Annotated in this window: 28 protein-coding genes and 1 pseudogene; 13 read left to right on the top strand and 16 right to left on the bottom strand. The window is 70.0% G+C overall.

The genetic code is table 11. The annotated features are described in order from the left end of the window. Positions 1 to 65 precede the first annotated feature (65 nt). Genes hemB through AB0K67_RS20695 form a run of 5 tightly spaced genes read right to left on the bottom strand, consistent with a single transcriptional unit; the run spans position 66 to position 5,431 of the window. A complete protein-coding gene (hemB, locus tag AB0K67_RS20715; protein WP_364062274.1) occupies positions 66 to 1,049 on the bottom strand; it encodes a porphobilinogen synthase in 984 nt (327 codons plus the stop codon). Beyond that, on the bottom strand, positions 1,046 to 2,590 hold the full coding sequence (locus AB0K67_RS20710; RefSeq protein WP_364062271.1) for a bifunctional uroporphyrinogen-III C-methyltransferase/uroporphyrinogen-III synthase: 1,545 nt from the start codon (positions 2,588 to 2,590) through the stop codon (positions 1,046 to 1,048). Before AB0K67_RS20710 ends, hemB begins: the two co-directional genes overlap by 4 nt. Further along, positions 2,587 to 3,501, bottom strand: coding sequence for a hydroxymethylbilane synthase (hemC, locus tag AB0K67_RS20705; protein ID WP_364062268.1), 915 nt, complete (start codon positions 3,499 to 3,501; stop codon positions 2,587 to 2,589). The genes AB0K67_RS20710 and hemC overlap by 4 nt, the downstream gene beginning before the upstream one ends. Further along, positions 3,498 to 4,754 carry a glutamyl-tRNA reductase gene (locus tag AB0K67_RS20700; RefSeq protein WP_364062265.1) on the bottom strand — a complete coding sequence of 419 codons (1,257 nt, stop codon included), beginning with the start codon at positions 4,752 to 4,754 and terminating at the stop codon, positions 3,498 to 3,500. The genes hemC and AB0K67_RS20700 overlap by 4 nt, the downstream gene beginning before the upstream one ends. Next, complete coding sequence (locus AB0K67_RS20695) at positions 4,751 to 5,431, bottom strand: redox-sensing transcriptional repressor Rex (RefSeq protein WP_364062262.1); 681 nt, start codon at positions 5,429 to 5,431, stop codon at positions 4,751 to 4,753. The genes AB0K67_RS20700 and AB0K67_RS20695 overlap by 4 nt, the downstream gene beginning before the upstream one ends. 116 nt (positions 5,432 to 5,547) lie before the next feature. Here AB0K67_RS20695 and AB0K67_RS20690 point away from each other — a divergent pair, with 116 nt between their 5' ends. Next, entirely contained in the window at positions 5,548 to 5,784 is a 237-nt protein-coding gene (locus tag AB0K67_RS20690; RefSeq protein ID WP_364062259.1) for a glutaredoxin family protein, read from the top strand. 26 nt (positions 5,785 to 5,810) lie between these two features. On the opposite strand, the gene AB0K67_RS20685 is transcribed toward AB0K67_RS20690, so the two are convergent. Beyond that, positions 5,811 to 7,247 (bottom strand): antibiotic biosynthesis monooxygenase, encoded by a 1,437-nt coding sequence (locus AB0K67_RS20685; protein WP_364062256.1) that lies wholly within the window; start codon positions 7,245 to 7,247, stop codon positions 5,811 to 5,813. A gap of 179 nt (positions 7,248 to 7,426) precedes the next feature. Between AB0K67_RS20685 and AB0K67_RS20680 the strand changes: the two genes are divergently transcribed. From AB0K67_RS20680 to AB0K67_RS20670, 3 genes are all read left to right on the top strand, one after another. Continuing rightward, the gene (locus tag AB0K67_RS20680) at positions 7,427 to 8,065 is read left to right on the top strand and encodes a sigma-70 family RNA polymerase sigma factor (RefSeq protein ID WP_364062253.1); all 639 of its coding nucleotides are present in this window, start codon (positions 7,427 to 7,429) and stop codon (positions 8,063 to 8,065) included. A 62-nt stretch (positions 8,066 to 8,127) separates the two neighbouring features. Further along, entirely contained in the window at positions 8,128 to 8,823 is a 696-nt protein-coding gene (locus tag AB0K67_RS20675; RefSeq protein WP_364062250.1) for a DUF5667 domain-containing protein, read from the top strand. Between the two features lie 18 nt (positions 8,824 to 8,841). Next, entirely contained in the window at positions 8,842 to 9,717 is an 876-nt protein-coding gene (locus AB0K67_RS20670; protein ID WP_364062247.1) for an HAD-IB family hydrolase, read from the top strand. Between the two features lie 14 nt (positions 9,718 to 9,731). On the opposite strand, the gene AB0K67_RS20665 is transcribed toward AB0K67_RS20670, so the two are convergent. The 8 genes from AB0K67_RS20665 to AB0K67_RS20630 all read right to left on the bottom strand — a co-directional run bounded on the left by AB0K67_RS20665 (position 9,732) and on the right by AB0K67_RS20630 (position 16,075). After that, positions 9,732 to 10,721 (bottom strand): LCP family protein, encoded by a 990-nt coding sequence (locus AB0K67_RS20665; RefSeq protein ID WP_364062244.1) that lies wholly within the window; start codon positions 10,719 to 10,721, stop codon positions 9,732 to 9,734. Positions 10,722 to 10,723: 2 nt separating this feature from the next. Continuing rightward, positions 10,724 to 11,302, bottom strand: a complete 579-nt coding sequence (locus AB0K67_RS20660) for an RNA polymerase sigma factor (protein WP_364062241.1) — start codon at positions 11,300 to 11,302, stop codon at positions 10,724 to 10,726. Positions 11,303 to 11,384: 82 nt separating this feature from the next. Further along, positions 11,385 to 12,272: a lysophospholipid acyltransferase family protein gene (locus AB0K67_RS20655; RefSeq protein ID WP_364062238.1), complete on the bottom strand. Its 888-nt coding sequence runs from the start codon at positions 12,270 to 12,272 to the stop codon at positions 11,385 to 11,387. A gap of 35 nt (positions 12,273 to 12,307) precedes the next feature. Then, positions 12,308 to 13,303, bottom strand: a complete 996-nt coding sequence (locus tag AB0K67_RS20650; RefSeq protein ID WP_364062235.1) for an NAD-dependent epimerase/dehydratase family protein — start codon at positions 13,301 to 13,303, stop codon at positions 12,308 to 12,310. A 22-nt stretch (positions 13,304 to 13,325) separates the two neighbouring features. After that, positions 13,326 to 13,424: an AURKAIP1/COX24 domain-containing protein gene (locus tag AB0K67_RS20645; RefSeq protein WP_018654693.1), complete on the bottom strand. Its 99-nt coding sequence runs from the start codon at positions 13,422 to 13,424 to the stop codon at positions 13,326 to 13,328. 174 nt (positions 13,425 to 13,598) lie between these two features. Continuing rightward, positions 13,599 to 13,802 (bottom strand): helix-turn-helix domain-containing protein, encoded by a 204-nt coding sequence (locus AB0K67_RS20640; RefSeq protein WP_026214222.1) that lies wholly within the window; start codon positions 13,800 to 13,802, stop codon positions 13,599 to 13,601. A gap of 312 nt (positions 13,803 to 14,114) precedes the next feature. Continuing rightward, the gene (locus tag AB0K67_RS20635) at positions 14,115 to 14,897 is read right to left on the bottom strand and encodes a phosphatase (protein WP_364062232.1); all 783 of its coding nucleotides are present in this window, start codon (positions 14,895 to 14,897) and stop codon (positions 14,115 to 14,117) included. Positions 14,898 to 14,911: 14 nt separating this feature from the next. Then, positions 14,912 to 16,075, bottom strand: coding sequence for an acetoin utilization protein AcuC (locus tag AB0K67_RS20630; protein ID WP_364062229.1), 1,164 nt, complete (start codon positions 16,073 to 16,075; stop codon positions 14,912 to 14,914). Between the two features lie 133 nt (positions 16,076 to 16,208). Between AB0K67_RS20630 and AB0K67_RS20625 the strand changes: the two genes are divergently transcribed. From AB0K67_RS20625 to AB0K67_RS20610, 4 genes are all read left to right on the top strand, one after another. Next, positions 16,209 to 17,339 (top strand): histidine kinase, encoded by a 1,131-nt coding sequence (locus tag AB0K67_RS20625; RefSeq protein ID WP_364062226.1) that lies wholly within the window; start codon positions 16,209 to 16,211, stop codon positions 17,337 to 17,339. Further along, the gene (locus AB0K67_RS20620; protein ID WP_364062223.1) at positions 17,336 to 18,082 is read left to right on the top strand and encodes a response regulator transcription factor; all 747 of its coding nucleotides are present in this window, start codon (positions 17,336 to 17,338) and stop codon (positions 18,080 to 18,082) included. Before AB0K67_RS20625 ends, AB0K67_RS20620 begins: the two co-directional genes overlap by 4 nt. A gap of 80 nt (positions 18,083 to 18,162) precedes the next feature. Next, a complete protein-coding gene (locus tag AB0K67_RS20615) occupies positions 18,163 to 19,053 on the top strand; it encodes an ATP-binding cassette domain-containing protein (RefSeq protein WP_364062221.1) in 891 nt (296 codons plus the stop codon). Then, entirely contained in the window at positions 19,050 to 19,790 is a 741-nt protein-coding gene (locus AB0K67_RS20610) for an ABC transporter permease subunit (protein WP_364062218.1), read from the top strand. Before AB0K67_RS20615 ends, AB0K67_RS20610 begins: the two co-directional genes overlap by 4 nt. A 200-nt stretch (positions 19,791 to 19,990) precedes the next feature. On the opposite strand, the gene proC is transcribed toward AB0K67_RS20610, so the two are convergent. Both proC and AB0K67_RS20600 read right to left on the bottom strand, forming a co-directional pair. Continuing rightward, entirely contained in the window at positions 19,991 to 20,785 is a 795-nt protein-coding gene (proC, locus tag AB0K67_RS20605; RefSeq protein ID WP_364062215.1) for a pyrroline-5-carboxylate reductase, read from the bottom strand. Positions 20,786 to 20,833: 48 nt separating this feature from the next. Then, positions 20,834 to 21,715 carry a proline dehydrogenase family protein gene (locus AB0K67_RS20600; RefSeq protein WP_364062212.1) on the bottom strand — a complete coding sequence of 294 codons (882 nt, stop codon included), beginning with the start codon at positions 21,713 to 21,715 and terminating at the stop codon, positions 20,834 to 20,836. 94 nt (positions 21,716 to 21,809) lie between these two features. On the opposite strand from AB0K67_RS20600, the gene AB0K67_RS20595 reads away from it, so the two are divergent. The 5 genes and pseudogenes from AB0K67_RS20595 to AB0K67_RS20575 all read left to right on the top strand — a co-directional run. Further along, positions 21,810 to 22,259 (top strand): hypothetical protein, encoded by a 450-nt coding sequence (locus AB0K67_RS20595; RefSeq protein WP_364062209.1) that lies wholly within the window; start codon positions 21,810 to 21,812, stop codon positions 22,257 to 22,259. Between the two features lie 467 nt (positions 22,260 to 22,726). After that, entirely contained in the window at positions 22,727 to 24,595 is a 1,869-nt protein-coding gene (gene dnaK / locus AB0K67_RS20590) for a molecular chaperone DnaK (protein ID WP_364062206.1), read from the top strand. Further along, the gene (gene grpE, locus AB0K67_RS20585) at positions 24,595 to 25,236 is read left to right on the top strand and encodes a nucleotide exchange factor GrpE (protein ID WP_364062203.1); all 642 of its coding nucleotides are present in this window, start codon (positions 24,595 to 24,597) and stop codon (positions 25,234 to 25,236) included. The genes dnaK and grpE overlap by 1 nt, the downstream gene beginning before the upstream one ends. Before the next feature lie 22 nt (positions 25,237 to 25,258). Next, on the top strand, positions 25,259 to 26,428 hold the full coding sequence (gene dnaJ, locus AB0K67_RS20580; protein ID WP_364062200.1) for a molecular chaperone DnaJ: 1,170 nt from the start codon (positions 25,259 to 25,261) through the stop codon (positions 26,426 to 26,428). 6 nt (positions 26,429 to 26,434) lie between these two features. Further along, a pseudogene (locus tag AB0K67_RS20575) lies at positions 26,435 to 26,716 on the top strand (helix-turn-helix transcriptional regulator); the annotation flags it as partial. Positions 26,717 to 26,722 lie beyond the last annotated feature (6 nt).

Below are 26,722 nucleotides of genomic sequence, written 5' to 3'. Positions count from 1 at the left end.
ACACACCAGCACTTGTCATGCAACTCTAACCCACACGCCCCAGGCGTTGACGGGAAACCCCTTGGTTAGAGCGTGCGCGCCACTTCCGTCGCCCAGTAGGTGAGGATCAGGTCGGCCCCCGCCCGCTTGATCGCGACCAGCGACTCGTTGATCGTCCGCTCGCGGTCGATCCAGCCGTTGGCGGCGGCGGCCTCGATCATCGCGTACTCGCCGCTCACCTGGTAGGCGGCCACCGGCACGTCCACCTCGTCGCGGACGCGGGTGATGACGTCGAGGTAGGGCATGGCGGGCTTGACCATGACGGCGTCGGCGCCTTCTGCCAGGTCGAGCCTGACCTCGCGCAGTGCCTCCTCCAGCGGGCCCGCCGGGTCCTGCTGGTGGGTGCTGCGGTCGCCGAACTGCGGCGCGCACTCGGCGGCGTCGCGGAACGGGCCGTAGAAGGCGGAGGCGTACTTGACGGAGTACGCCAGGATCGGCACGTTCGTGTGGCCCGCCTTGTCGAGCGCGGCCCTGATGGCGCCCACCTGGCCGTCCATCATGCCGCTCGGCGCCACCATCTGGGAGCCGGCCTCGGCCTGCGCCACCGCGATGGAGGCGTACCGCTCGAGCGTGGCGTCGTTGTCGACGTCGCCCGATGGGGTCAGGATGCCGCAGTGCCCGTGGTCGGTGAACTCGTCGAGGCACGTGTCGGCCATCACCACGAGCGCGTCGCCGACCTCCGACACCACGTCGCGCAGCGCCACCTGCAGCACGCCGTCGGGGTCGTCGGCGGCCGAGCCGCGCGCGTCCTTCACCGCGGGCACGCCGAACAGGATGACGCCGCCCACCCCGGCCTCGGCGGCCTCATGGGCGGCCTTGCGCAGCGAGTCGCGGGTGTGCTGGTAGACGCCCGGCATCGAGGCCACCGGCTGCGGCTCGGTGATGCCCTCCTTGGCGAACAGCGGCAGGATCAGGTCCGCGGGGTGCAGCCTGGTGCCCGAGACCATGCGGCGCATCGCCGGGCTGCTGCGCAGCCTGCGCGGGCGGGCGATGGGGAACTGCGCGCTCATCTGGCTCTCCTCCTCGCGCCACGGCGGTTCTGCGAGGGACGGCGCGGCGTGTCGCCGGCCGCCAGCGCCGCCTGGCGCTGCTTGGCTCCGAACTCGGCCAGCGCGGCGGCCAAGGCGGTGGCGGATGGCTTGTCGGCCATGACGTCGACCCTGAGCCCGAACTCCTCGGCCGTCTTGGCCGTCTGCGGCCCGATCACGGCGATCACGGTGACGTTGTGGGGCTTGCCGGCGATGCCCACGAGGTTGCGGACCGTGGACGACGAGGTGAAGAGCACGGCGTCGAAACCGCCGCCCTTGATGGCCTCGCGGATCGGCGCTGGCGGCGGCGCGGCGCGGACCGTGCGGTAGGCGGTGACGTCGTCGCACTCCCAGCCCAGCTCGGTGAGCCCCGCCACGAGCGTGTCGGTGGAGATGTCGGCCCTCGGCAGCAGCACGCGGTTGATCGGGTCGAGCATGGAGTCGTACGGCGGCCACTCGGCCACCAGCCCCTCCGACGACTGCTCGCCGGAGGGCAGCAGGTCGGGCTTGACCCCGAACTCGACCAGCGCCTTGGCGGTGGCCTCGCCCACGGCCGCGACCTTCAGCCCGGCGAAGGCGCGCGCGTCGAGCCCGTACTCCTCGAACTTCTCGCGCACCGCCTTGACGGCGTTGGCGCTGGTGAAGGCCACCCACTCGTAGCGCCCGGTGACCAGGCCCTTGATCGCGCGGTCCATCTGCTGCGGGGTGCGCGGCGGCTCGACCGAGATGGTCGGCACCTCCTCGGGCACCGCGCCGTAGGCCACGAGCTGCTCGGACAGGCTGCGGGACTGCTCCTTCGTCCGCGGGACCAGCACCCGCCAGCCGAACAGCGGCTTGGTCTCGAACCACGACAGCTTGTCCCGCTGGGCGACGGCGTCGCCGACCACGATCAGCGCGGGCTCGGTGAACCCGGCGTGCTTGAGGTCGGCCTGCAGCCGGCCGAGCGAGGAGACCACGGTGTACTGCTCGGTGGTGGTGCCGCCGCTGCTGACCGCCACGGGCGTGGTGTCGGGCTTGCCGCCGGCGATCAGCGCCTTGCCGATGGCCACCGCGTCGGAGACGCCGTTGTAGATGACCAGCGTGCCCTTGCAGCCGGCGTGCACGGCCCAGTCCTGCTCCTGGGCGGCGTCGACGATCCTGAACTCGGGCACGTCGCTCGCCGGCGGGATGCCGGCGTAGGCGAGCACGGCGGTCGCGGGCGGCACGCCGGGCACGATCTCGAAGTCCACCTCCGCCGCGGTGCAGGCCGCGGCCTCCTCGGAGATCGAGGAGAACAGCATGGGGTCGCCGGGGCACAGGCGCACCACGAGCTGGCCGCGCGCGGCGCGCTGCACGAAGTCGCCTTCGGCGACCTCGACGCCCTCGCGGCAGTGGCGCAGCAGCGGTCTTTGCGTCTCGGAGTCGAGCACCACCGCGTCGGCCTTGCCGAGCAGCTCGGCGGCGCGGACCGTGAGCAGATTGGGATCGCCGGGACCCGCGCCGACGAACGCGACGAATCCGGAGGTTGGACTATCGGAGCTCAATGGGAATGCTCCCCCATCAATCTGTCGGCCCCTTCGGCGATCATCTCGGCCGCGAGGCGGCGGCCCAGGTTCGCTGCCTCCGAAGGAGAGCCGGCGGCGGACTTGCGGACCGCTTCGCGGCCGTCGATGGAGACGACCACAGCGGTCAGGTTCAGAGTGTGCCCGTCATCGAACGCGAAAGCACCCACCGGAGCCGAGCAGCCGGCTTCGAGTGCGCTCAGCAGGGCGCGTTCGGCGGTGACGGCCGAGCGGGTGGCCGGGTCGTCGAGCACGGACAGCGCCTCGACGAGGCCGGGCCGGTCGGCGCGGCACTCCACGGCCAGCGCGCCCTGGCCGGGAGCGGGCAGCAGCTCCTCGATCTCGAAGATTTGCGCGATGTCGGCGGCCCTGCCGATCCTGGTCAGCCCGGCGGAGGCGAGCACGACCGCGTCGAGCTCGCCCGAGGTGACCTTGCCGATGCGCGTGTCGGCGTTGCCGCGGATCGGGACGTATTCGAGGTCGGGGCGCAGCGCGCGCAGCATGGCGACGCGGCGCGGCGAGCCGGTGCCGACCTTGGCGCCCGGCTGGAGGTCGGCGAACTTGTGCAGGCTGACGAGCGCGTCGCGGTGGTCGTGGCGGGGCGGCAGCGCGGCCAGCGTGAAGCGCGGGTCCTGCGTCGTCGGCAGATCCTTCAGCGAGTGGACGGCGAAGTCGATCTCGCCTTCGAGCAGCTTGTCGCGCAGCGCGCTGACGAACACGCCGGTGCCGCCGAGCTGCGCGAGGTGCGCCTTGGTGACGTCGCCGTACGTGGTGATGCCCACCAGCTCGACAGGGGTCCCGGTGCGCTCGGTGAAGGCGTCGGCCACCATCTGGGACTGCGTGGTCGCGAGGAGGCTGCGCCGGGTGCCGAGTCGCAGAGCGGGCCTCGTCACAGCTCCACCTCCCTCACGGCCTCGGGCATCTTCGGATCCAGGTTGAACAACTCGCGCAGGGCTTCCGCATAATGATCGCCCCCCGGGCAGGTGGCGAGCTGCTTGACACGCACGGTGGGCTCGTGGAGGAGCTTGTCCACCACCCGCTGGACGGTCATGGCGACCTCGTCGCGGGTGCGCTCGTCGAGGTCGGGCACCCGCATCAGCAGGCGGCCCAGCTCCGACTCGACGACGCCCGCCGCCTTGCTGCGCAGCGCCACCACGGTCGGCGTCACTCTGGAGGCCCGCTCGGCGTCGAGGTAGGCGCGCAGCTCCTCGGCCACCAGGGCGCGCACGGCGGGCACCGCGTCGCCCTCGCGCGAGCCGATGCCGGACTCCTGGATGGTCTCCAGGTCGACCAGCGTGACCCCCGGCACCTCGCGCACGGCCGGATCGATGTCGTGCGACAGCGCCAGGTCCAGCAGAAACACCGGCTTGACCAGCATATCCGCCGTGACGATGTGCCTGCCCGCGCCGGTGCAGGCGATCACGATGTCGGCGTGCGCCAGCTCGTCGGCCACAGCGGAGAACTCGACGGCCCGCCCGCCGACGGACGCGGCGAGCCGGGCGCCCCGCTCGTACGTGCGGTTGGCCACGACAATGTCGGTGACCCCGGAGCGCGCGAGCGTCGCGGCGGCCAGCGAGCTCATGGAGCCGGCGCCGATGACCAGCGCCCGCCGCCCGGCCAGCTCGCCCGCCAGCGCGAGCCCGGCGGAGACGAGGGACGCGCCGTGCTTGTCGATGCCGGTCTCGTGGTGTGCGCGCTTGCCCACCCGCAGCGCCTGCTGCACCAGCTCGTTGAGTGTGGCGCCGACGGTGCCCTGGCGCTGGGCGAGCTTGAGCGCCTGGCGCACCTGGCCGAGGATCTGCCCCTCGCCGACGACCATGGAGTCGAGGCCGCACACCACAGAGAACAGGTGCTCGACCGCCCGTTCCTCGTAGTGGACGTACAGGTGCGGGATGAGCTCCTCCACCGGGACGCCGGAGTGCACGCCGAGCAGCCCGCTGATCGACGTGACGGCGGCGTGGAAGCGGTCGACGGCGGCGTAGACCTCGACCCTGTTGCAGGTGGAGACCACCATGGCCTCCGCCACGCAGGGATCGTGCTGCACGTCGTGCAGGAGCTTGACGAGGGCGTCACCGGTGACGGAGACGCGCTCGAGGAGTCCCACCGGTGCGGTCCGGTGGCTGAGCCCGACAGCCAGAACGCTCATTGACCGTCCACCGCCATGAGTGGCCCCCCAGCCTTGCGTTGCTCGTGGAACGCGAGAATCTGCAGTTCGATTGACAGGTCGACTTTCCGTACATCGACGGTCTCCGGCACGGAGAGCACGACGGGGGCGAAATTCAGAATGCTGGTCACGCCCACGGCGACAACGCGATCGCACACTTCCTGCGCCGCTGCCGCCGGTGTCGCCAGAACCACGATCGAAACTCCACGCCGTTTGATCACGGCTTCCAAGTCGTCGATGTGCTCAACATTCAACCCCGCGATGGTCTCGCCCACGACTTCGGGGTCGGCGTCCACGAGCGCCGCGACCCGGAAGCCCCTGGAGACGAAACCTCCGTAGTTGGCCAGCGCGCGGCCGAGGTTACCGACTCCGACGATCGCGACCGCCCAGTCCTGCGTCAGGCCGAGCTCGCGGGAGATCTGGTAAACGAGGTACTCGACCTCATAGCCTACGCCGCGGGTGCCGTACGAGCCGAGGTGCGAAAGGTCCTTGCGGAGCTTGGCGGAGTTGACCCCCGCCGCGTTGGCGAGGTCTTCCGAGCTCACGGTCGCGATGCCCCGCTCGGCCATCCCGTGCAGCGCCCTGAGGTAAAGCGGAAGCCTGGCGACCGTCGCCTCGGGGATGCCGCGGTCACGGGGCTGGGACGGGCGGCTCTTCACGTGCCGGTGCTCCAGGGGACGGGCGGCTTGGGGACCGCGTTAACGGAATCGGACCGTCTTTCAGGTTAATCCCTTTGTGAACCGATGCACAAAGTCAGCAGAGGTACGGTTGCGTCATGCATCGCATCACCCTGCTCGGCAAACCCGGCTGTCACCTGTGTGACGACGCGCGCGAGATCATCGCCAGGGTCGCGGGCGAGCTCGGCGTGCCGTGGGAGGAGATCAGCATCGACTCCTCCGAGGAGCTCAAGGAGAAGTACTGGGAGATGATCCCGGTCACACTGATCGACGGCGTGCAGCACGACTTCTGGCGCGTGGACGAGGCGAGGCTGCGCGCGGCGCTCACGTCCTGAGCATCTCCTGAGCCGCGACTCCCGCGTCAGTACATGACGGTGGGCAGCGGCACCACCTTGGCGGCGTTGACGTCGAGCTCGATCACGTTGGTGGCCAGCACCATCGACTGGCGGTCGTTGACGAAGCGCTCCACGTGGGGCTGGCGCATGTGGTCGCGGTAGGCCACCTCGTCGCGGTAGAGCTCGTAGACGATGCGCTGCAGCGGGGCCGACTTGACGGCGTGGCAGGCGTACACGAGCGTGTCGGGCTCGCCCCTGCGCACGGCCTCGACCGTGGCCTCGGCCAGCCGGTCGAACGCCTCGCCCGCGCCGTCCATGAGCGTGAAGACGGTGAGCATGCCGTAGATGTTGGGCGACAGCCTGCCGGATGCGGCCTGCTGCTGTGCGGGCGAGAACAGGTCGGCTCCGGGGTAGACGGCGCCGGTGGCGGGCGCGGCGGGCGAGAGCTTGTAGTCGGGGCGCTGGGGCGGGGCGCCGTTCATGATGTAGCCGGTGGAGGGGCCGCCGTCGTCGGGCGCGGGCGGCGCCATGCGGGAGGCGTAGTCGACCTCGCGGTCGCCCGCGCGGTATTCGGCCACCAGGTCGCCGAGCCCCGACGACCTGCGCGGCGGCGCGGGCGGCAGGTCGGCGGGCGCGGGCTCGGGCGCGCGGCGGCGTCCCGGCGCCTCGTCGCGGAACATGGGCCGCTCGTCGGGCGCACCCTCGTGGTGCATCGCGCGCTCGCGCGGGACCCGTTCCTCACGCCGCGGCGCGCGCTCAGGGATCTCGTCGTCGAAGTCGTCCTCGTCGTCCTCGTACGGCGCCAGCGGCCGCAGCACGCAGTACCAGACCGCCGCCGCCGCGACGGCGAGCAGCACGGTGGCGAACAGACCGGGCACGGCGAACCTCATCGCGCCGATGAGCGCGAGCCCCGACGGCACGATGACCGCGGTGGCGTGGAGGTTGTCGGTGTCGTACTCGTCGCCGTTGCGCCATCTGACCCCCGCCACGACGAGCATCACCAGCATGACCAGCGCGGCGACGGCGTGGACGCCGGTGAGCAGGTAGCTGGGGACGATGTTCCAGTGGGTCACGGCCCTGGGCAGCGTCTTGCCCATGTCCTCGGTCTTGAGCGGGTCCCAGACCATGATGACGGTGGCCACGAAGGTCAGGGCGGAGCCGAGCAGCCAGGCGAGGAATCTCGGCGGCACCTTCTCGGCGAGCAGCTGCACGAGCCCGATGGCCAGCCAGAGGGGCGCCAGCATCGACCCGGTCACCTGGAAGATCCGGAACGTGACGCCGCCGAAGCCCATGAAGGATCCCAGTGCGATCACCGCGAGTGACAGGCATAGCCCTACGAGCGCGACGATCCAGGCGATCAACCAGCCCTCGGACTCCTCGCGAAGGCGTTGGATCAGGGCGGCCGTGGCGATACCGGCCAGGATCGCACCGGCAAGAGCTATGACAGCAACGAGGATCTCCATGGTGACTCCAATGCTGCCGGACAATGCCTCCCAGCCGGTAGCCGAAGAGGGAACGGGTCGGTCAACCACGGTATCTGCCGATTACGCCTAGTCATGCATGACTTCCGTGGATTGTGGATTTTCCAGTTGATTTCTAGAGTGTTCGAGCACGCCGCACCCCTTACCCCCAGGGATACCGGATGCCTGACTCGTCGCCGTTCGCCGGGCTGCTGGCGCCGGCCGTCGCCGGCCATGCCCGGACGGGCGAGCTCGGCGTGCGCGAGGACGCGACCGACGACCTCCGTACGCTGGTGATGCACGCCAAGAACGGATGCACGCAATCCTTTGGCACGCTCTACGACCGCTACGTGGACCTCGTCTACCGCTACATCTACTTCCGGGTCGGCTCGCACCCGCTGGCAGAGGACCTGACCAGCGAGACCTTCCTCCGCGCGCTGCGCAGGATCGGCGATTTCACCTGGCAGGGCCGCGATTTCGGCGCCTGGCTCGTGACCATCGCGAGAAACCTGGTGACCGACCATTTCAAGTCGGGCCGCTACCGCCTGGAGATCCCCACGGGCGAGATCATCGACGTTCCGCTCGACGGCTCCCACATTCCCGAGAACGCCGTGGTCACGGCCATCATCAACGACCGGGTGCTGCGTGCCGTACGCGAGCTCAATCCCGAACAGCAGGAATGCGTCGTCCTGCGCTTCCTGCACGGCCTCTCGCTCGCGGAAACCGCGCTGATCATGGGAAAGAAGAGTGGAGCGATCAAAGCGCTGCAGTTCCGTGCCGTACGCGCGCTGGCCAGAGCGCTCAAGCACGACCTGGCGTAACCTCCGCAAGCCGCCCCTCGTTAGGACAGGTGTCATGACCGTGAGGCTCGGGAGCCGTGGTGATGAGTAGCGCGCGCGAGCGGCGGGAACGCGTGCTCATGCACCTCGACGAGCTGCGCAGGCTCCCGATCGGCGGCCTGCCCGAGCCCGCGTTCAAGGAACGGCTGCGCGCCGAGCTGCTGTCGGGCGCCCTCGCCACGGCCGAGCCCGACACGCCCGGCCGCTTGGCGGAGGACGCCTTGAGAACCGCCGGGCCGGGACGCGAGACGGCCGTCGAAGCGCGCGGTCGCCGCCGCCGGTCCCGTGGCCGTCCCCTGCTGTCCCAGCTCGCCACCGTCGGCCTGGTGGCCGCGCTGATGGTGTCCTCGTTCGCGACGTACCGCGCCGTGCCGGGCGACTCGCTCTACCCGCTCAAGCGCGCCGCCGAGAGCACGCTCGTCCGCCTCACCTCCGACGACGCCGAGCGCGCCGCTCGCGAGCTGGACTCCGCCAAGACCCGCGCCAAGGAGGTCGCCACCCTGCTCGGCTCGTCCAACAACGGGCCGCTGGTGGGCAAGACGCTCAAGGACATGGAGGAGTCCACCCGTGCGGGCATCAGCCGGCTCAAGCGCGCGGAGCCGCGGTCGCCGAAGATCAAGAAATTCGCGCGGGACCAGAAGAAGGTCGTCGAGCCGATGATCGAGCAGCTCAACGAGGCGGAACAGGTTCAGGCGCAGGGGTACCTCAGCTACATCGAAGGTCTGGTCGCACCCGAGTAGGTAGCTAAGCTGAAGCCCATGTGGCGGCTCTTGCGACGACGACAGGAAGCGCAGCCGGAGGTCGCGGGCGAGGCGGCGGCACAGGCGGCGGTCACCGTCGCGCCCGCCGAGCCCGATCTCGAGTCCGCGGCCTTCTTCGACGTCGACAACACCATGATGCGCGGCGCGTCGATCTACCACTTCGCCCGCGGCCTCGCCACGCGTGGGCTGTTCACCACGAAAGACCTGCTCAAGTTCGCCGTCGGGCAGGCCGTCTTCCGCCTGCGCGGCAACGAGAACCCCGAGCACATCGCGGTGGCCAGGGAGACGGCGCTGGCGTTCGTCGCGGGCGCCAAGGTGGACGACGTCGTACGACTCGGCGAGGAGATCTACGACGAGGTCATGGCCGACCGCATCTGGGGCGGCACGCGCGCGCTCGCGCAGGCGCACCTCGACGCCGGGCAGCGCGTCTGGCTGGTCACCGCCACCCCCATCGAGCTGGCCAGGGTCATCGCGCAGCGGCTCGGCCTGACCGGCGCGCTCGGCACGGTCGCCGAGACCAGCAACGGCGTCTACACCGGCCGGCTGGTCGGCGACCTGCTGCACGGCCCGGCCAAGGCGGAGGCGGTGCGCGCGCTGGCCCGCAGGGAGGGCCTCGACCTCACCCGCTGCACCGCCTACAGCGACTCGGCCAACGACCTGCCGATGCTCTCGCTGGTCGGCCACGCCGTGGCCATCAACCCCGACAGCGAGCTGCGCGAGTACGCGAGGAAGCACGACTGGCCGATCAAGGACTTCCGCACCGGCCGCAAGGCCACGCTCGCCGCGCTGCCGATCGCGGCCGGGGTGGGCGCGGTGGCGGGCGGCGTCGCCGCCGGCATCGCCCTGCGCCGCCACTACCGCGACCGCCCCTGATCACTTCAGCCGGCTCACTTCAGCGTGCCGAACAGCTTGTCCGCCTCCGGCTGCTTCCACCGGAGCCGGTTCGGGTCCTGCGGATAGGGCTCACTGGGCACCGACACCGTGGCCATCGTGGTCCTGGCGAGCTGGGTGGCCAGCTCGTACATCTCCTCGACGCTGAGGTCCGTTCTCACCGCTCCGCGCACCGCCGACACGAAGGCGCTGAGCTTGGCGGGATCGGAGACGAGATGCCGCTGGGCCTTGTCCAGCATCGCCTGCGCGAGCCGCTGCTGCCGCTTGATCCGCGCGGCGTCCGAGCCGTCGCCGTAGTAACGCAGCCGGGCGTAGCCGAGTGCCTTCTCGCCGTCGAGCAGTTGCTCGCCCGCGGGCAGCCTGAGCTTCGAGGCGCGGTCGTCCACGGGCCTCGGCACCTTGATCCGCACGCCCCCGAGCGCGTCCACCATGGTCTTGAATCCGGCGAAGTCCACCTCGACCGTGTGGTCCAGGCGCAGCCCCGTCAGCTTCTCCAGCGTGGACCTGAGGCATGCGGCGCCGCCTTCGTCGTACGTCCAATTGATCATGGCGATCCGGCCCGGCGTCGAACCGCACGGGACCCGCACCATGGAGTCCCGGGGGACACTGATCGCGGTGGCCCGGCCCCTGTCGGCCGGCAGGTGGACGATGATGATGGTGTCGGCCCGCTGGCCCGAGCCCTGCGACTTCGGCCCGTACTTCACGTTGCCAGGACCGTCCCGGGTGTCGGAGCCGATCAGCAGCACGTTCATGGCGCCGCTCATGTCCACCTGGCCACCGACGGACGGCGCGGCCACGGGGATGCCGGTGATGAACGCCGTCGTCACCGCCACGACGGCAGCCGTGGCCGCGGCCACGAGCGCGGCCAGCGGCCACCTGCGCCGGGGACGGCCGCGCAGGAAGCCCGTGCGATGGCGGACGAGGGTGGCGGGTGGCTGGTGCTCCAGCTCGGCCCCGAAGTCGCGGAGCAGCTTCAAGTCGTCCATCGTCACTCCTCCTCCAAGGGGTTGGTGTCGCCGAGCGCCGCGCGTACCTTCCGCCTGCCTCTGTTGAGGCGGGAGCGCACGGTTCCGACGGGGATGCCGAGCGCTCGCGCGGCCTCCTCGTACGTGAGGTCGCCCCAGGCGATCAGCAGCAGCACGTCGCGGTCCTTGGCGGGCAGCGCGGCCAGGGCGCCGGCCAGCTCCGCGCGGACGGCACGGGCGGACACCCCGACCGCCACCCGGTCGGCGGGCGATTCCACCTCGTGGTCGATGGGGGCGCGCAGGAGTGCGCGGTAGCGGGCCGCCTCCGTGCGGTGGTGCCGGGAGATGAGCTTGGTGAGGATGCCGAAGAGCCACGGCCTGGCGTCCGGGTAGGCCAAGTCGTAGCTCTTCCTGCGGGAGAAGGCGATCAGGAACGTCTCGCCGACGAGGTCCTCGGCGGGTTCAGGGCCGAGGCGCCTGGAGGCGTACCTGAAGAGCATGGCGGAGTAGCGGTCGAAGAGCTCGGCGAACACCTCGGGTTCGGTCAGTGAGGCGTTCACGAGTTCGGCGTCCGCACCCCCGACGGCAGGTTGCGTGATCATCTCCGCCCTTCTGCGGGGAATGTGTCACGGATGTCTTGCCACAACCCGCCGTCAGGGTTCAGAGACCGTCGTGCCGGCGGCGTCAGAGGAGCGGGGGGAAGGCGTGGCCGCGCCGCAGCCGCAGCTCGTTGAGCATCTGCTGGATGACCTCGCGCACGTGGTCGGTGATGTTGAAGACCAGCATGGGGTCGTCGGCCGCCGACGGGTCGTAGTCGTCGGTGCGGATCGGCTCGCCGAACTCGATCATCCACTTCGACGGCAGCGGCACCAGGCCGAGCGGCCCGAGCAGCGGGAAGAACGGGGTGATCGGCAGGTACGGCAGCCCCAGCAGCCGCGCGAGCGACTTCAGGTCGCCGATCTTGGGGTAGATCTCCTCGGCCCCGACGATCGCGGTGGGCACGATCGGCACGCCCGCCCGGATGGCGGAGGCCACGAAGCCGCCGCGCCCGAAGCGCTGCAGCTTGTAGCGCTCGGAGAACGGCTTGCCGACGCCCTTGAAGCCCTCGGGGAACACGCCCACCAGCTCGCCCTTGCGCAGCAGCCGGTCGGCGTCCTCGCGGCAGGCCAGCGTGTGGCCGGTCTTGCGTGCCAGGTGACTGAGGACGGGAAGCTGGTAGACCAGGTCGGCGCCGAGCAGCCGCAGCGGCCTGCCCACCTCGTCGTGCAGCGCCACCTGCAGCATCAGCGCGTCGACCGGCAGCGTGCCCGAGTGGTTGGCCACGATGAGCGCGCCGCTGTCATCGGGGACGTTCTTGTGCTCCAGCGTCTCGACCCTGAACCAGTGGCGGTAGAGCGGCCGCAGCAGCTCGAGCACGACCTTGTCGGTCAGCTCGGGGTCGTAGCCGAACTCGTCGACCTCGTAGTCGCCGGTGACGCGCCTGCGGATGAAGGCCAGCGCCCTGGCGACGGACTCGGCCAGGGGATCGGTCTCGGGCTCGTCGTACGACGGCGCCGCGGTGATGGGGATCACCCGGCCTTCCTCTTCGTGCGCTGGGCGGGAAACGCTCATGTGCGGACGCCTCCCAGCGGGCGCAGCCCGCGCGAGCGCAGGAAGTCGTCGAAGGCCGCTCCGGTGCTGAACTTGGGTTTCCAGCCCAGCTCGGCCTCCAGGCGCGCGGTGTCGACCGCCCGGCCGTGGCACATCAGCCTGAGCTGCTCCGGCGAGTATTCGACCAGCCCGAGCCTGCGCGCCGCGCCGCCGAGCACCTTGAAGGCAGGCGAGAGCAGCGGCAGCGACGGACGGCCCGCCCTGCGCGCGCACTGCGACAGCAACAACACGCCGGCCCCGGCCACGTTGTACGTGCCGGGGTGGTCCTCGGTCGCCATCCGGCGCAGCACCTCGACCGCGTCGTCCTCGTGGACGAACTGCAGCCGCGGATCGAAGCCGAGCACGGTCGGCAGCACCGGCTGGGTGAAGTAACGCGTCAGCGGCGAGTCGACGCCTGGACCCATGAAGTTGGCGAAGCGCAGCAGCGACACCGTGACGTCGGGACGCCGCCGCGCGAAGCCGCGTACGTAGCCCTCGACCTCGACCGCGTCTTTGGCGTAGCCGTGGACGGGGCCCTCGTGCGGCTCCAGGTCCTCGGTGAAGACCGCGGGATCCCGCGGCGACGAGCCGTAGACGGCGGTGGTGGAGCGCACCACCACGCGCCGCACGGTCGCCGACCGCTGGCACGCGCCGAGCAACTGCATGGTGCCGATGACGTTGTGCTCCTTCATGGCGGCCCTGCCCCCGTTGCGTGAGGGGGCGCTGACCAGGCTCATGTGCACAACGGTGTCGATGTCCGCGGCCGCGATCACCTGCGCGATGTCGGGGCTGCGGAGATCCACCCGGACGAACTCCGTCCGGCCGAGTGAGACGCCCCCGTCTCGCGTGAGCGAGGGGGGCGGCACGGTGTCGACTCCGATGACACGGCTGATGTCCGGGTCTGCCGCCAGAACGCTCGCCACCCGGGCGCCGATGTGGCGCGAGACCCCGGTGACGAGCACGGTGTGGGTCATCAGCGCCTCGCAGCTGCGTCGGTTACTTCTTGTTGCGCCGCTGGATGCGCGTCTTCTTCAGCAGCTTACGGTGCTTCTTCTTAGCCATCCGCTTGCGGCGCTTCTTGATCACAGAGCCCACGGGACCCCCAGGTACTGATAGCAAGTCTGAAACGGAGTGCGAGCGCACACCGGCTCACAGACTACCGGCGATCCACGGTAGATCGCCCCTCGGGGGTGAGTGCCCGGCCGTACCAGCGGGCGGCCGGGCCTCTCCCGCGATGGCACTCACGACACGCTCGGGCGTGTCGCTACGTCAACCTGCCTCGATGTAGGCCTCCCGGAGATAATCGTGTACCGCCTGCTCAGGCACCCTGAACGAGCGGCCGACTCGGATGGCCGGCAGCTCGCCGGAGTGGACGAGCCGGTACACCGTCATCTTGGACACCCTCATGACCGTCGCCACTTCTGCGACGGTCAGGAACTTCACCTCGCTGAGAGGTCTTTCGCCTGCACCCATCGGACGCCTCTTCCGCACGTGTTTCCGGGTTATCCCCACTGGTGCCATTGCTCACGCACGTGTACTGCCGTCAGCGTAAGTCGGGACTCCGAGTGCGCAAACCCCCTATTTTTCCAGTCAACGGAGTCACCTGTCAGCCGAACCAGCGAAATCGCTGGCCAACCGCCTGGCCAAGCACCTCACTCGGACTCTGGAACTGTCCAAGCTGCCACATATAAGAGTCGCCGAGGCACTGTCTAAAGTTGGTAAAGGGACAGCGAGCCCCTTGGAATGCAGGCGCGAAAAGACGGTATGGGGAGGACCGTTATCGACTCAAAGGGCTCGTGAGACTTCTGTGACCAACCTCTCCGTCAGCGGAGCGTAATAGCGGGGTAGCACGTTGTCGTCGAGTGGCACGACCACGTCAAGCTTGCCTTCCGCCTCTCCGACGAAGAGCCCGGGGTCGTTGCAGTCGGCGAACGCGACCGTCGGCACGCCGGCCTCGCCCGCCGCGCCGGCCCAGCCGTGGTCGGCGATCACCAGGTCGGGCAGCTCGCCGTCCAGCTCGTCGAGCATGTGGCGCATCGGGGCCGCATCGTGGGTGTGCACGAGGGCGCCGCGGTCGTCGAGCATGGCGACGTCCTGGAGGTAGCGGATCCGCCGCGGCCTGCCGAACCCTGACCCCGAGTACGACCAGCCCTCGGCGGGCGTCAGCAGTGTCGCGCCCTTGGACACGCAGAAGGCCGCGAGCGGCAGGTGGATCGCCAGCAGGCCCGTGGGGTGCCCGGTGGCGAACAGGACGCGCGGCTCCGGCCGCGACAGCACGGCGGCGATGCGCTCGGCCATCGCGTCGAGCGCGTCGATCGTCAGATCGGGATCGATGGTGTCCTGGCCCCAGCGATGGTCGGGATCGGCGACGACGCCCGCGGACTTGGCCATGAGGGCGAGGATGTCGCGGTAGGACCACGGGTGATCGAAGGTCAGGCCGAGCGCGTAGTAGGGATCTCCGTTGGCCAGCGAGCTGTAGTGATCGAGGTTGTTCTCGCGGGAGGTCGCGACATCGCCGGCGATGCGGCTCTGGACAAGGTGCTCTCGGAGTTCGTCGCGGCTCAGCACTGCTTCATTCCTCGTCAGGGCATCGGATCGAGGCCGTGCAGGGGGAACACCGCTTGCCGGGTCGCCATGACCGCACGGTCAATGGGGTCCGCAGGATCATAACCACCGGATAGGTGTCTGAATTCCGGATTGCGGCCGTCTGTCATGGTAAGCGGTGGTGTCTCCCCCGTACGCTCGCGGACGAACCGCCGCCACGCCTCGGGGGTCGGCGTGGCCGGATCGATCGGATGCCCCGCCTGCTCGGCCATCAGGTGCGTCCACGCCCGCGGCACCACCTGCACCAGCTCGTAGCCGCCACCGCCGGTCGCGATCCACCGCCCGCCGGCCGTCTCGTGCGCCAGGCGGTGCAGCGCCTCGTACGCGATCCGCTGGCCGTCGAGGCTCAGCATCAGGTTGGCCAGCGGGTCGAGCGCGTGGCTGTCGCAGCCGTGCTGGGTGACCAGGATCTCCGGCCCGAACTCGTGCAGCAGCGGCGGCACCACCGCGTCGAACGCCCGCAGCCAGCCCGCGTCGCCGGTGCCGGCCGGGAGCGCGACGTTGACCGCCGTGCCGTCGGCGCCCGTCTCGTGCGGGAAGCCGGTGCCGGGGAACAGCGTGCGCGGGCTCTCGTGCAGGCTGATGGTCAGCACCCTGGGGTCGTCGTAGAACATCGTCTGCACGCCGTCGCCGTGGTGCACGTCGACGTCCACGTACGCGATGCGCTCCACGCCCTGGTCGAGCAGCCACGCGATGGCCAGCGCCGGGTCGTTGTAGACGCAGAAGCCGCTCGCCATGGCGGGCATCGCGTGGTGCAGCCCGCCCGCGACGTTGACCGCGTGCTCGGCCGCTCCCTCGTAGACCGCCCGGGCGGCGGCCAGCGAGGCCCCGGCGATGAGCGCGGAAGCCTCGTGCACGCCCGCGAACGCCGGGTTGTCGGTGGTGCCCAGCCCGGCGCTCATGTCGGGCAGGCCGGTGGCGGAGACGCGCTTGACGGCCTCGATGTAGCCGCGGTCGTGGATGCGGGCCAGCTCGTCGTCGGTCGCCGGGAGGCAGCCGGCCATCTCGACCTTGTCGAGCACGCCCATCTCGCGGGCCAGCGCCATCGTCAGCTCGACGCGCACGGGGGCCAGCGGGTGACTGGGGCCGAAGTCGTACGAGGTCAGATCGTCGTCCCAGATCACCCGTGCCGAACGGCTCATGCCAACCCCTCTGCCGCATGCCCTCGCCTTGCGGCCGACGTTACCGCAGCGCAGATCGCTGGTTGTAGACCGGCCTCAAGCGGCCGGTCGCTTGGCCGCCGATATCGACATGTCGTGACTTAGGGTTACCAGCGTGCGGGTGGCAGGGACGTTCCTGAGGATCGTGCGGTTCTTCCGCCGGCCCACGGTGTTCGACCGGACGCTGGTGATCTTGCTGTCCGTCATCCCGGTGATCGGCACCGTGGCCTTGGCCATGCAAGGCGAGACGGCACTGGCGCTCGGCAGCGCTCTGCAAGCAGCGGGCACACCGATCCTGCTCGTGCGCCGAAGCCGGCCGATCTACCCGGTCAGCGTGTTCACGGCCATCGACGCCGTCTTCACGCTGACCACCACCTCCCCCTTGCCCGCTCAACTGCCCACTCTCATCGCCTTCTACAGCCTGGGCCGCTACACCTCGGGCCGCGCGACGGCCATCTCTTTCGCGGCGACCTACGCCCTGGCCGCCGCCGCCACGGAGGTGGCCAAGCCCGGCATGTACTTCTGGGTGCCTTTGCTGTTCGTGTTCGGCCTGCTGGTGGGCTGGGGACAGCTCATCAGGCTCAGGGCCGAGCTGAGGGAGCGCGCCACCCGCGAAGCCGCCGACGCCGCCGTACGCGCCGAGCGGCGGCGCATCGCCAGGGAGCTGCACGACGTCGTGGCGCACCACATCACCGTGATCAACGCGCTGGTCGGCGGCGCCAGGGCCACGCTGCCGCCCGAGCAGGAGGTCACCAGGGAAGCCTTGGAGAGCGCCGAGCAGACCGCCCGCCAGGCCATGACGGAGATGCGACGGCTGCTCGACGTGCTCAGGGCCGACGGCAACGAGGGGCCCGACGCGGCGACCGGGGTGGGCGCCGCCCGGTTACCCGCGCTCATCAAGGAGGCCAGGGCGGCCGGGCTGCCGGCCGGCCTGACCGTGACCGGCGAGCCCGTCGAGCTGCCCGCCGCCGTGGACCACGCCGTGTACCGGATCGTCCAGGAGGCGCTCACCAACACCCGCAAGCACGCCGTGGGGGCCAGGGCGAGCGTGCGGCTGACGTACGAGCCCGACGCCGTGGAGGTCGAGGTGCTCGACGACGGCGTGGCCAAGGACGGCGGCGCGCCCGGCTTCGGGCTCGGCGGCATGGCCGAACGGGTGGCCTTGTGCGGTGGCCGGCTGACGACGGGTCCCAGACCGGAGGGAGGGTTCCGCGTGCACGCGCGCATCCCCTTGGAGAACGCATGACGGCCGGGAAACAGCAGCCGGCCGGGGAGCGCACGCAGATCAGGGTGCTGCTCGCCGACGACCATGCGCTCGTCCGCAGGGGCTTCAAGCTGATGCTGGAGGCCCAGCCCGATTTGGGCGTGGTCGGCGAGGCGGCGGACGGCGAGCAGGCGGTGGAGCTGGCCGGGCGGCTGCGGCCCGACGTGGTGCTGATGGACCTGCACATGCCCGGCATGGACGGCGTGCGCGCCACCGAGCTGATCACCGCCGGGCTGCCGCAGGTGCGGGTGCTCGCGCTGAGCACGTTCGACCTGGACGAGAACGTGGTCGCGGCGCTGCGCGCGGGCGCCGCCGGCTTCCTGCCCAAGGACGTCTCCCCCGAGGAGCTGATCGAGGGCGTGCGCGTGGTGCACCGCGGCGAGTCGGCCGTCGCGCCCCGGCTGCTGACCAGGCTCATCAGCACGTTCGTACGCAATAACCCGCCGCGCACTGACTCGACCGGCACAGTTCCGGCCGGCACAGTGTCGGCGGGTACTGAGCCCGCCAGGCGGCCGGGACTGCCCGAGCTGACCGCCCGCGAACGCGAGATCCTGGTGCTGATCGCGCGCGGCCGGTCCAACACCGAGATCGCCGCCGAGCTGGCCGTCTCCCCCTCCACCGTCAAGAACCATGTGACGAGCCTGTTCGCCAAGATCGGGGCGAGGGACCGGGCGCAGGCGGTGATCGCCGCGTACGAGGCGGGTCTCGTCCGCCCCGGAGAGTAGGACCACGCTCCCAGACCGCCGCCGTACGAACGGTTCGCGGGCAGGAGGTAATCGGGCAGGCCCGGCGGCACGCTCAAATCATGACCGCCATCAGGGCAACGAATCTCAGCAAACGTTACGGCGACACCGTGGCGGTGGACGACCTGTCGTTCACCGTCGAACCCGGCCGGGTGACCGGCTTCCTCGGCCCCAACGGAGCGGGCAAGTCCACCACGATGCGGATGATCCTCGGGCTCGACCACCCTTCGGGCGGGTCAGCGCTCGTGGACGGAAAGCCGTACGCGGAGTTACAGCACCCGCTGCGCAAGATCGGCGCGCTGCTCGACGCCAAGGCCGTGCACGGCGGCCGCAGCGCCCGCAACCACCTGCTGGCCATCGCCCAGAGCAACGGCATCCCGGCCCGCCGCGTCCAGGAGGTGCTGGAGATCGTCGGGCTCGGCGGGGTCGCGGGGCGCCGGGTCGGCGGGTTCTCCCTCGGCATGGCGCAGCGGCTCGGCATCGCCGCGGCGCTGCTCGGCGACCCCGAGATCCTCATGTTCGACGAGCCGGTCAACGGCCTCGACCCCGACGGCATCCTGTGGATCCGCACGCTCATGCGCGACCTCGCGGCCGAGGGGCGGACCGTGTTCGTCTCCAGCCACCTCATGAGCGAGATGGCCCAGACCGCCGACCACCTCATCGTGATCGGCAAGGGCCGGCTGATCGCCGACACGAGCGTACAGGAGTTCATCGGGCGCAGCTCCCAGGGCTACGTACGGGTCCGCTCACCCCGCCTCACCGAGGTCGCCGAGCTGGTCAAGGTGGGCGAGCTGCACCACGACCACCTGCGGGTGACCGCGATGAGCACGTTGGAGATCGGCACGCTCACCGCGCGCGCCGGTCTGCCCCTGGAGGAGCTGACGTACGTGCAGCCCTCGCTCGAAGCCGCGTACATGGAGCTCACCAAGTACAGCCTGGAGTACTCGTCATGATGAACGTCATCAGGTCCGAATGGACCAAGATCCGCTCTGTGCGCTCCACGATGTGGTCGCTCGTCGTCACCGTGCTGCTCATGATCGGCTTCAGCGCGCTGATCAACGGATCGGCCCGCGTCAACGGCGACGGACCGCTCACGCTCGACCAGGCGCTGAACATCTCGGTCGCAGGAGGGCTGGTCGCCACGATCTCCCTGGCCGCGCTGGGCGTGCTGGTGATCTCCAGCGAATACCGTACGGGCGGCATCAGGACGTCCCTGATGGCCGTGCCGAACCGGTACAAGCTGCTGGCCGGCAAGCTGATCGTGTTCACCGCGACGGCACTCGTGGCCGGCGCGGTCTCCACGGCCGCCGCGATCGCCATCGGCCTGTCCATCACCCAGCCCACCGGGTTCGACCTCGCCGAGGTGGTCAGGGCCGGCGTCGGGAACACGCTCTACCTGACCGCGTGCGGGCTGTTCGGCTTCGGGCTCGGCACGCTCATCCGGCACACGCCGGGGGCGATCGTCTCGGCCATCGCCCTGATCATGGTGCTGCCGCAGCTCACGACCATGCTGCCGGGCGAGTGGGGCAGGACCGTCTCCGACTACTTCACCACCAACGCCGGCTCCCTGATCGTCGCGAACCGGTCGAACGACTCGCTGGGGCCGTGGAGCGGGTTCGGGGTGTACCTCGCCTGGATCGCCGTGTCGGTGCTCGCGGGGGCCGTCCTGATGCGACGGCGGGACGCCTGAACGGCTCGCCGGTGACGACGCGACGGCTTTAAGCGGCGGAGACCGGCAGGGCCGGCGGGGGCGCGTCACGCGGCGCGCAGGGCGGCGACCGGGTCCATGCGGCCCGCCCTGCACGCCGGAGCCACGCCGAAGAACATCCGACCACCACCGAAGCCGAGCCGGCGGTGACACGGCCGGGGCCTCAGCGCGAGCCGGGCGGCTCAGCCGGAGGCGAGTTCGCGGCTGCGGTCGCGGGCGGCCTCGATGGCGGCGAGGAAGGCCGCGCGTACTTTGTGGCGCTCCAGCTCGGCGATGGCCGCGATGGTCGTGCCGCCCGGCGAGGTGACGGCCTCCCGAAGGATGACCGGGTGCTCGCCGGAGTCGCGCAGCATCACCGCCGCGCCCACGATCGACTGCGTCACCATGTCGAGCGCCGCGGCGCGCGGCATGCCGAGCAGGATGCCCGCGTCGACCATGGCCTCGACGAGGTAGAAGAAGTACGCGGGCCCGCTGCCGGACAGCGCCGTGGCGGCGTCCTGCTGCGACTCGGGGATGCGCAGCACCTTGCCGACGGGACTCAGCAGCTCCTCGGTGAGCTTGAGGTGCTCCTCGCCGGCGTGCGCACCCGGCGAGATGACGCTCATCGCCTCGTCGAACCTGATCGGCGTGTTGGACATCACCCGCACGACCGGCACCTCGCCGCCGAGCCGCTGCTCCACGAACGATGTGGTGATGCCGGCGGCCGCGCTGATCACCAGGCTCGACGACGGCACGTAGGAGGCGATCTCGGCCAGCAGCGTGCCCATGTCCTGCGGCTTGACGGCCAGGATGAGGGTGTCGGCGGCCTTGGCGGCCTCGGAGTTGGAGACGACGCGCACGCCGTACGTCTCGCGCAGCGCCTGGGCCCGCTCCGCCCGGCGCGTGGTCGCCAGGATGTCGCCCGGCTTGAACCCGGCACGCAACAACCCGGACAGCAGGGCCTCGCCCATCTTGCCCGTGCCCAGAATCGCGATCATATTCGGAGCCCCTCGTACGGAACGAACGCGGATCTCGCAGCCTATCGGCTAGCGCCGCGACAGCAGCGAGCGCAGGAAGAAGGTGAGATTCCGAGGTCGCTCCGCCATGCGGCGCATGAGATAGGGATACCAGTCGGAGCCGTACGGCACGTAAACGCGTACCTGCGACCCCTGCCCGGCCAGGCGGAGCTGCTCGTCGGGGCGGATGCCGTACAGCATCTGGTACTCGAAGCCGGTGGCGTCGCGCCCGGCGAGCTCGGCGAGCGCGGCGGCGATGCGCAGCAGCCTGGGGTCGTGAGTGGCGACCATGGGGTAAGCGGTGCCCGCCATGAGCACTTTCAGGCACCGTACGTACGAGCGGTCGATGTCGGCGGGCTTGGTGTAGGCGCCTGGCGCGGTGTAGGCCCCCTTGCACAGGCGTACGCGGGCGCCGCCGAGCTTCTCGCACCGGTCGATCGAGTCGGGCAGATAGGACTGCACGACCACGCCCACGTCGGGGTGGCGGCGGCGCAGATCGGCGTGCACGGCGTGCAGGCCGGGGATCGTGTCGTGCTCTTCGGCGTCGAGCGTGACCGTGATGCCGCGTTCGCCGGCGGCGGCGCAGATGGTCTCGGCGTTGCCGAGCGCGAGCCGCTGCGACAGCCGCAGCCCGAGCGCGGTGAGCTTGACCGAGACGTCGGCCCCCGCGGGCAGCAGGTCGAGCAGCTCCAGGTAGTGGCCGACGGACTGCCGCGCCGCGGCCTCGTCGGTGATCTCCTCGCCGAGGTGGTCGACGCTGACCAGCAGCCCATGGCGGGTCAGCTCGCCGACCACGCGGGAGACGTCGTCGGCGACGTACCGCCTGACGACGTCCGCGGTGAACGGCGAGGTGGTGATGAACCGCTCGGCTCGCCGGCTCTTGGCGAGGGCGAGCATGGCCTGACGGAGCACGTGATCCACACTAATCACTGAACCCGGGCTGAGCACTGGTCCCGGCCCTGTTGAACCGCCGCGTGGCGGATTCCGTCGTAAGGGTATGCGGACTATGACAGCGACTCTCCTGGCCGGATGTCTGGCGCTCGTGGCGGGCTGCGCCTCCGAGCAGCCGGCGCAGCGGGTGGCCGCCACGACCCCGGCCAAGCCGCCGGTGGCGTCGGAGCCGGTCACCACCGCGCCCACGAAGAAGCCCGAGGCGGTCAAGCCGCAGGGCAACGCGATCAACGTGCGCAAGGTCCGCTGGACCAAGGCCAAGCCGGTGGCCAAGGGCCGTCAGGTCCAGCTCACGTGGTGGTCGGGGGTGGAGCCGTGCACGGTGCTCGACCGGGTGAAGGTGACGGAGACGTCCAAGAAGGTCACGATCACCCTGTACGAGGGCACCGCGCCCAAGGCCAGGAACATGGCCTGCATCATGATGGCGATCGAGAAGACGACCACGGTCAAGCTCAAGAAGCCGCTGGGCGAGCGGAAGCTCGTCGACGGCGCCAAGACCAAGTAGGCCATAGGCCCGGGGTTCGGGCAGGGAGCCGCTGCGGCGCTTCACGGGGTCCGGCACTGCGCCGGGCCCCGTTTTCGTACGTCCCCATGCGCAAGCCGCCCCGGCAGCCGTCCCATCAAGCGCGAGAACCACCCCGGCAGCCGTCCGTCCCCATGCGCGAGAACCCCCGGGCAGCCGTCCGTCCCCATGCGCAAGAACCGCCCTGGAAGCCGTCCGCGCGCCTGAACCGTCCCACGTGCCCCTGAGGCGACCCTGAGCCGACCCTGAACCTGCCCACGCCCGGAACCCTGAGGATGACCGCCCTCGTTGCCCCGAATGTGCGTCTTTACAGCTTTTTTCTCCTTCTCGGGGGGAATGCATCGAGGCTCAGGGGGGTTGAGTCGAGTAGGCTCAAGTCGTTTGACAAAGGCGACACACATCCATAGCTTGAGTCGCAAGGACTCAACTTTGACTACAAGGACGTACTCATGGCACGTGCGGTAGGTATCGACCTGGGGACGACCAACTCCGTCGTCTCGATCCTCGAGGGCGGTGAGCCCACCGTCATCGCGAACGCGCAGGGCTCGCGGACCACGCCGTCCGTGGTCGCCTTCGCGAAGAACGGCGAGGTCCTCGTCGGTGAGGTCGCCAAGCGGCAGGCCGTCACCAACGTCGACCGGACCATTCGCTCGGTCAAGCGCGAGATGGGCACCAACTGGTCCAAGGAGATCGACGGCAAGAAGTTCTCGCCGCAGCAGATCAGCGCCTTCGTGCTGCAGAAGCTCAAGCAGGACGCTGAGGCGTACCTCGGTGAGAAGATCACCGACGCCGTGATCACCGTCCCCGCCTACTTCAATGACGCCCAGCGGCAGGCCACCAAGGAAGCCGGCCAGATCGCGGGCCTCAACGTGCTCCGCATCATCAACGAGCCGACCGCGGCGGCCCTCGCCTACGGGCTCGACAAGGAGCAGGACCAGACGATCCTGGTCTTCGACCTCGGTGGCGGCACCTTCGACGTGTCGCTGCTCGACGTCGGCCAGGAGGACGGTCACGGCTTCGTCGAGGTCAAGGCCACCTCCGGTGACAACCACCTCGGTGGTGACGACTGGGACCAGCGCATCGTCGACGAGCTGATCAAGCGGTTCCAGAACGCGCACGGCGTCGACCTGTCCAAGGACAAGATGGCGCTCCAGCGTCTGCGTGAGGCCGCCGAGAAGGCGAAGATCGAGCTGTCCGCGCAGTCCGAGACCACGATCAACCTGCCCTACATCACCGCCTCGTCCGAGGGCCCGCTGCACCTCGACGAGAAGCTGACCCGCGCCGAGTTCCAGCGGCTCACGGCCGACCTGCTCGAGCGCTGCAAGGGCCCGTTCCACCAGGTCATCAAGGACGCCGGCATCAAGGTCTCCGACATCGCCCACGTGGTGCTCGTCGGCGGCTCGACCCGTATGCCCGCCGTCACCGACCTGGTGAAGGAGCTGACCGGCGGCAAGGAGCCCAACAAGGGCGTGAACCCCGACGAGGTCGTCGCCATCGGCGCGGCCCTGCAGGCCGGTGTGCTCAAGGGTGAGGTCAAGGACGTCCTGCTGCTCGACGTGACCCCGCTGTCGCTGGGCATCGAGACCAAGGGCGGCATCTTCACCAAGATCATCGAGCGCAACACGACGATCCCGACCAAGCGCTCCGAGGTCTTCACCACGGCCGAGGACAACCAGCCGTCGGTGCAGATCCAGGTCTACCAGGGCGAGCGCGAGATCGCGGCCTACAACAAGAAGCTGGCCACGTTCGAGCTGACCGGCATCGCGCCGGCGCCGCGCGGCATCCCGCAGATCGAGGTCACCTTCGACATCGACGCCAACGGCATCGTCAACGTCTCCGCCAAGGACCTGGGCACGGGCAAGGAGCAGACGATGACGATCACCGGTGGCTCCGCGCTGCCGAAGGAAGACATCGAGCGCATGATGCGCGAGGCCGAGTCGTACGCCGAGGAGGACAGGAAGCGCCGCGAGGAGGCCGAGGTCCGCAACAACGCCGACGGCCTCGCCTACCAGACGGAGAAGTTCCTCCGCGAGAACGACGACAAGGTCCCGGCCGACATCAAGACCGAGGTCAACGACGCCCTGGCCGAGCTGAAGAAGGCTCTGGAGGGCACCGACGTCGACACCATCCGCACCTCGGCGGAGAAGCTCGCCACGGTGAGCCAGAAGATGGGCTCGGCCATCTACGCCGCCAGCCAGGGCCAGCAGGGCGCTGAGGGCGGCGCTCAGGACGCCTCGGCCGGTCAGGGCCAGAAGGCCGACGACGACGTGGTCGAGGCCGAGATCGTGGACGACGACCAGCCGAAGAAGGATCAGTGATGCCGCCTAGTGACCACGGGCACGAGGAGCCGGTGATCCGCGACAAGCGCAAGATCGACCCGGAGACGGGCCAGGTCAGGGAGCAGCCGCCCGCCGACGGCCAGGTGCGGCAGCCTCAGCAGGAGGCCGCCGCTCCGGCCACAGGACCGGCCGGCGAGCAGCCGCAGGAGCCGCAGGAGGGCGAGCTGGCGGCCCAGCTCGCCGAGCGGACCGCCGACCTGCAGCGTCTCCAGGCGGAGTACGTCAACTACCGCCGCAGGGTCGAGCGCGACCGGGTCGCGGTCCGCGAGCAGGCCGTGGCCGCCACGCTGACCGAGCTCCTTCCCGTACTCGACGACATCGGGCGGGCCCGCGAGCACGGCGAGCTGACCGGAGGCTTCGCCAAGGTCGCGGAATCGCTGGAGTCCGTGCTCACCAAGCTGGGCCTCAGCTCCTTCGGGCAGAAGGGCGACCCGTTCGACCCGACCATCCACGAGGCGCTGATGCACAGCTACTCGTCGGAGGTGACCGAGCCGACCGCGGTCGAGGTGCTGCAGCCTGGATACCGGATGGGTGACCGGGTGCTGCGCCCCGCGCGGGTGGCCGTCGCCGAGCCGGGTGAGGACGCTCCAGCGGCGTCCGATGACGACCAAGAAAACTGACAACAAGGACGAAGGGCCGTAGATGAGCACCAAGGACTACCTGGAGAAGGACTACTACGCCGTCCTTGGTGTGCCCAAGACCGCCACCGCCGAGGAGATCAAGAGGGCCTACCGGAAGCTGGCCCGCCAATATCACCCCGACACCAACCAGGGCGACGCCGCCAAGGAGAAGAAGTTCAAGGAGATCTCCGAGGCGTACGACGTCCTGTCCGACGCCAAGCGCCGCAAGGAGTACGACGAGGCGCGCACGCTGTTCGGGTCCGGGGTGGGCGGCCAGCGGGCCGGCGGTGGCGGTTTCCCGTTCGACTTCGGTGACCTGTTCGGCGGCACCGGCCCGCAGGGTGCAGGGAGCGCGGGCGAACGGCTCGGCGACCTGTTCGGTGGGCTGTTCAACCGGGGTGGCGCCCGCACCACCGGCGCCACCCGGGCGCGGCGAGGCCAGGACATCGAGTCCGAGGTGACGCTGACGTTCACCGAAGCCGTCGAGGGCACCACCGTGTCGCTGAGGCTGACCAGCTCCGCCGCCTGCACCGCGTGCAGCGGCACCGGCGCCAAGGCGGGCACGACCCCCAGGGTCTGCCCGACCTGTGAGGGCACCGGCGCGGCCAGCCGCAACCTGGGCAGCTTCGCCTTCTCCGAGCCGTGCCGCGACTGCAAGGGCCGCGGGCTGATCGTGGACGACCCCTGCCCCGTGTGCGACGGCAGCGGGCGTGCCAAGAGCACCCGCACCATCCAGGCGCGCATCCCGGCCGGTGTGGCCGACGGCCAGCGGGTCAAGCTCAAGGGCAAGGGAGCGCCGGGCGAGAACGGCGGGCCGGCCGGAGACCTCTACATTCAAACCCACGTCAAGCCGCACGCCGTCTTCGGCAGAACGGGCGACAACCTGACCGTCACCGTTCCCGTGACGTTCACGGAAGCCGCCCTCGGGGCCGAGATCAAGGTGCCGATCCTCAACGGCATGCCGGTCACCCTGCGCATTCCCGCCGGCACCCCCAACGGACGCACGTTCCGCATCCGTGGCAGGGGTGTCAGGAGGAAGGACGGCACTCGGGGCGACCTGCTCGCCACCGTCGAGGTGCTCGTGCCGAAGACGCTCGATGACAAGTCGCGCGAACTCCTCAGCGAGTTCGCCAACGCGACCGCGGGCGAAGACCCGCGCGCCGAGCTGATTCAGCGAGCCAGAAGCGAGTGAGCGGGGATGGACGCCAACTACTTCGATCTGTCAGACGACACCCCTGTCTATGTCATATCGGTGGCCGCGCAGCTGTCGGGGCTGCACCCGCAGACCCTGCGGCAGTACGACCGGCTCGGCCTGGTCAGCCCCGGCCGCACGGCCGGGCGCGGCCGCCTCTACTCCACAAGAGACATCATCCAGCTCCGTGAGGTGCAGCGGCTCTCTCAAGAGGAGGGCATCAACCTCGCGGGGATCAAGCGGATCCTCGAGCTTGAGAACGAGAACCTCCGGCTGCGCGAGGAAGTGCACCGC

The organism is Nonomuraea sp. NPDC052634 (assembly GCF_040678535.1).
In the GTDB taxonomy this organism is placed as follows: domain Bacteria; phylum Actinomycetota; class Actinomycetes; order Streptosporangiales; family Streptosporangiaceae; genus Nonomuraea; species Nonomuraea fastidiosa.
This window is presented reverse-complemented; position numbering and strand designations above follow the sequence as displayed.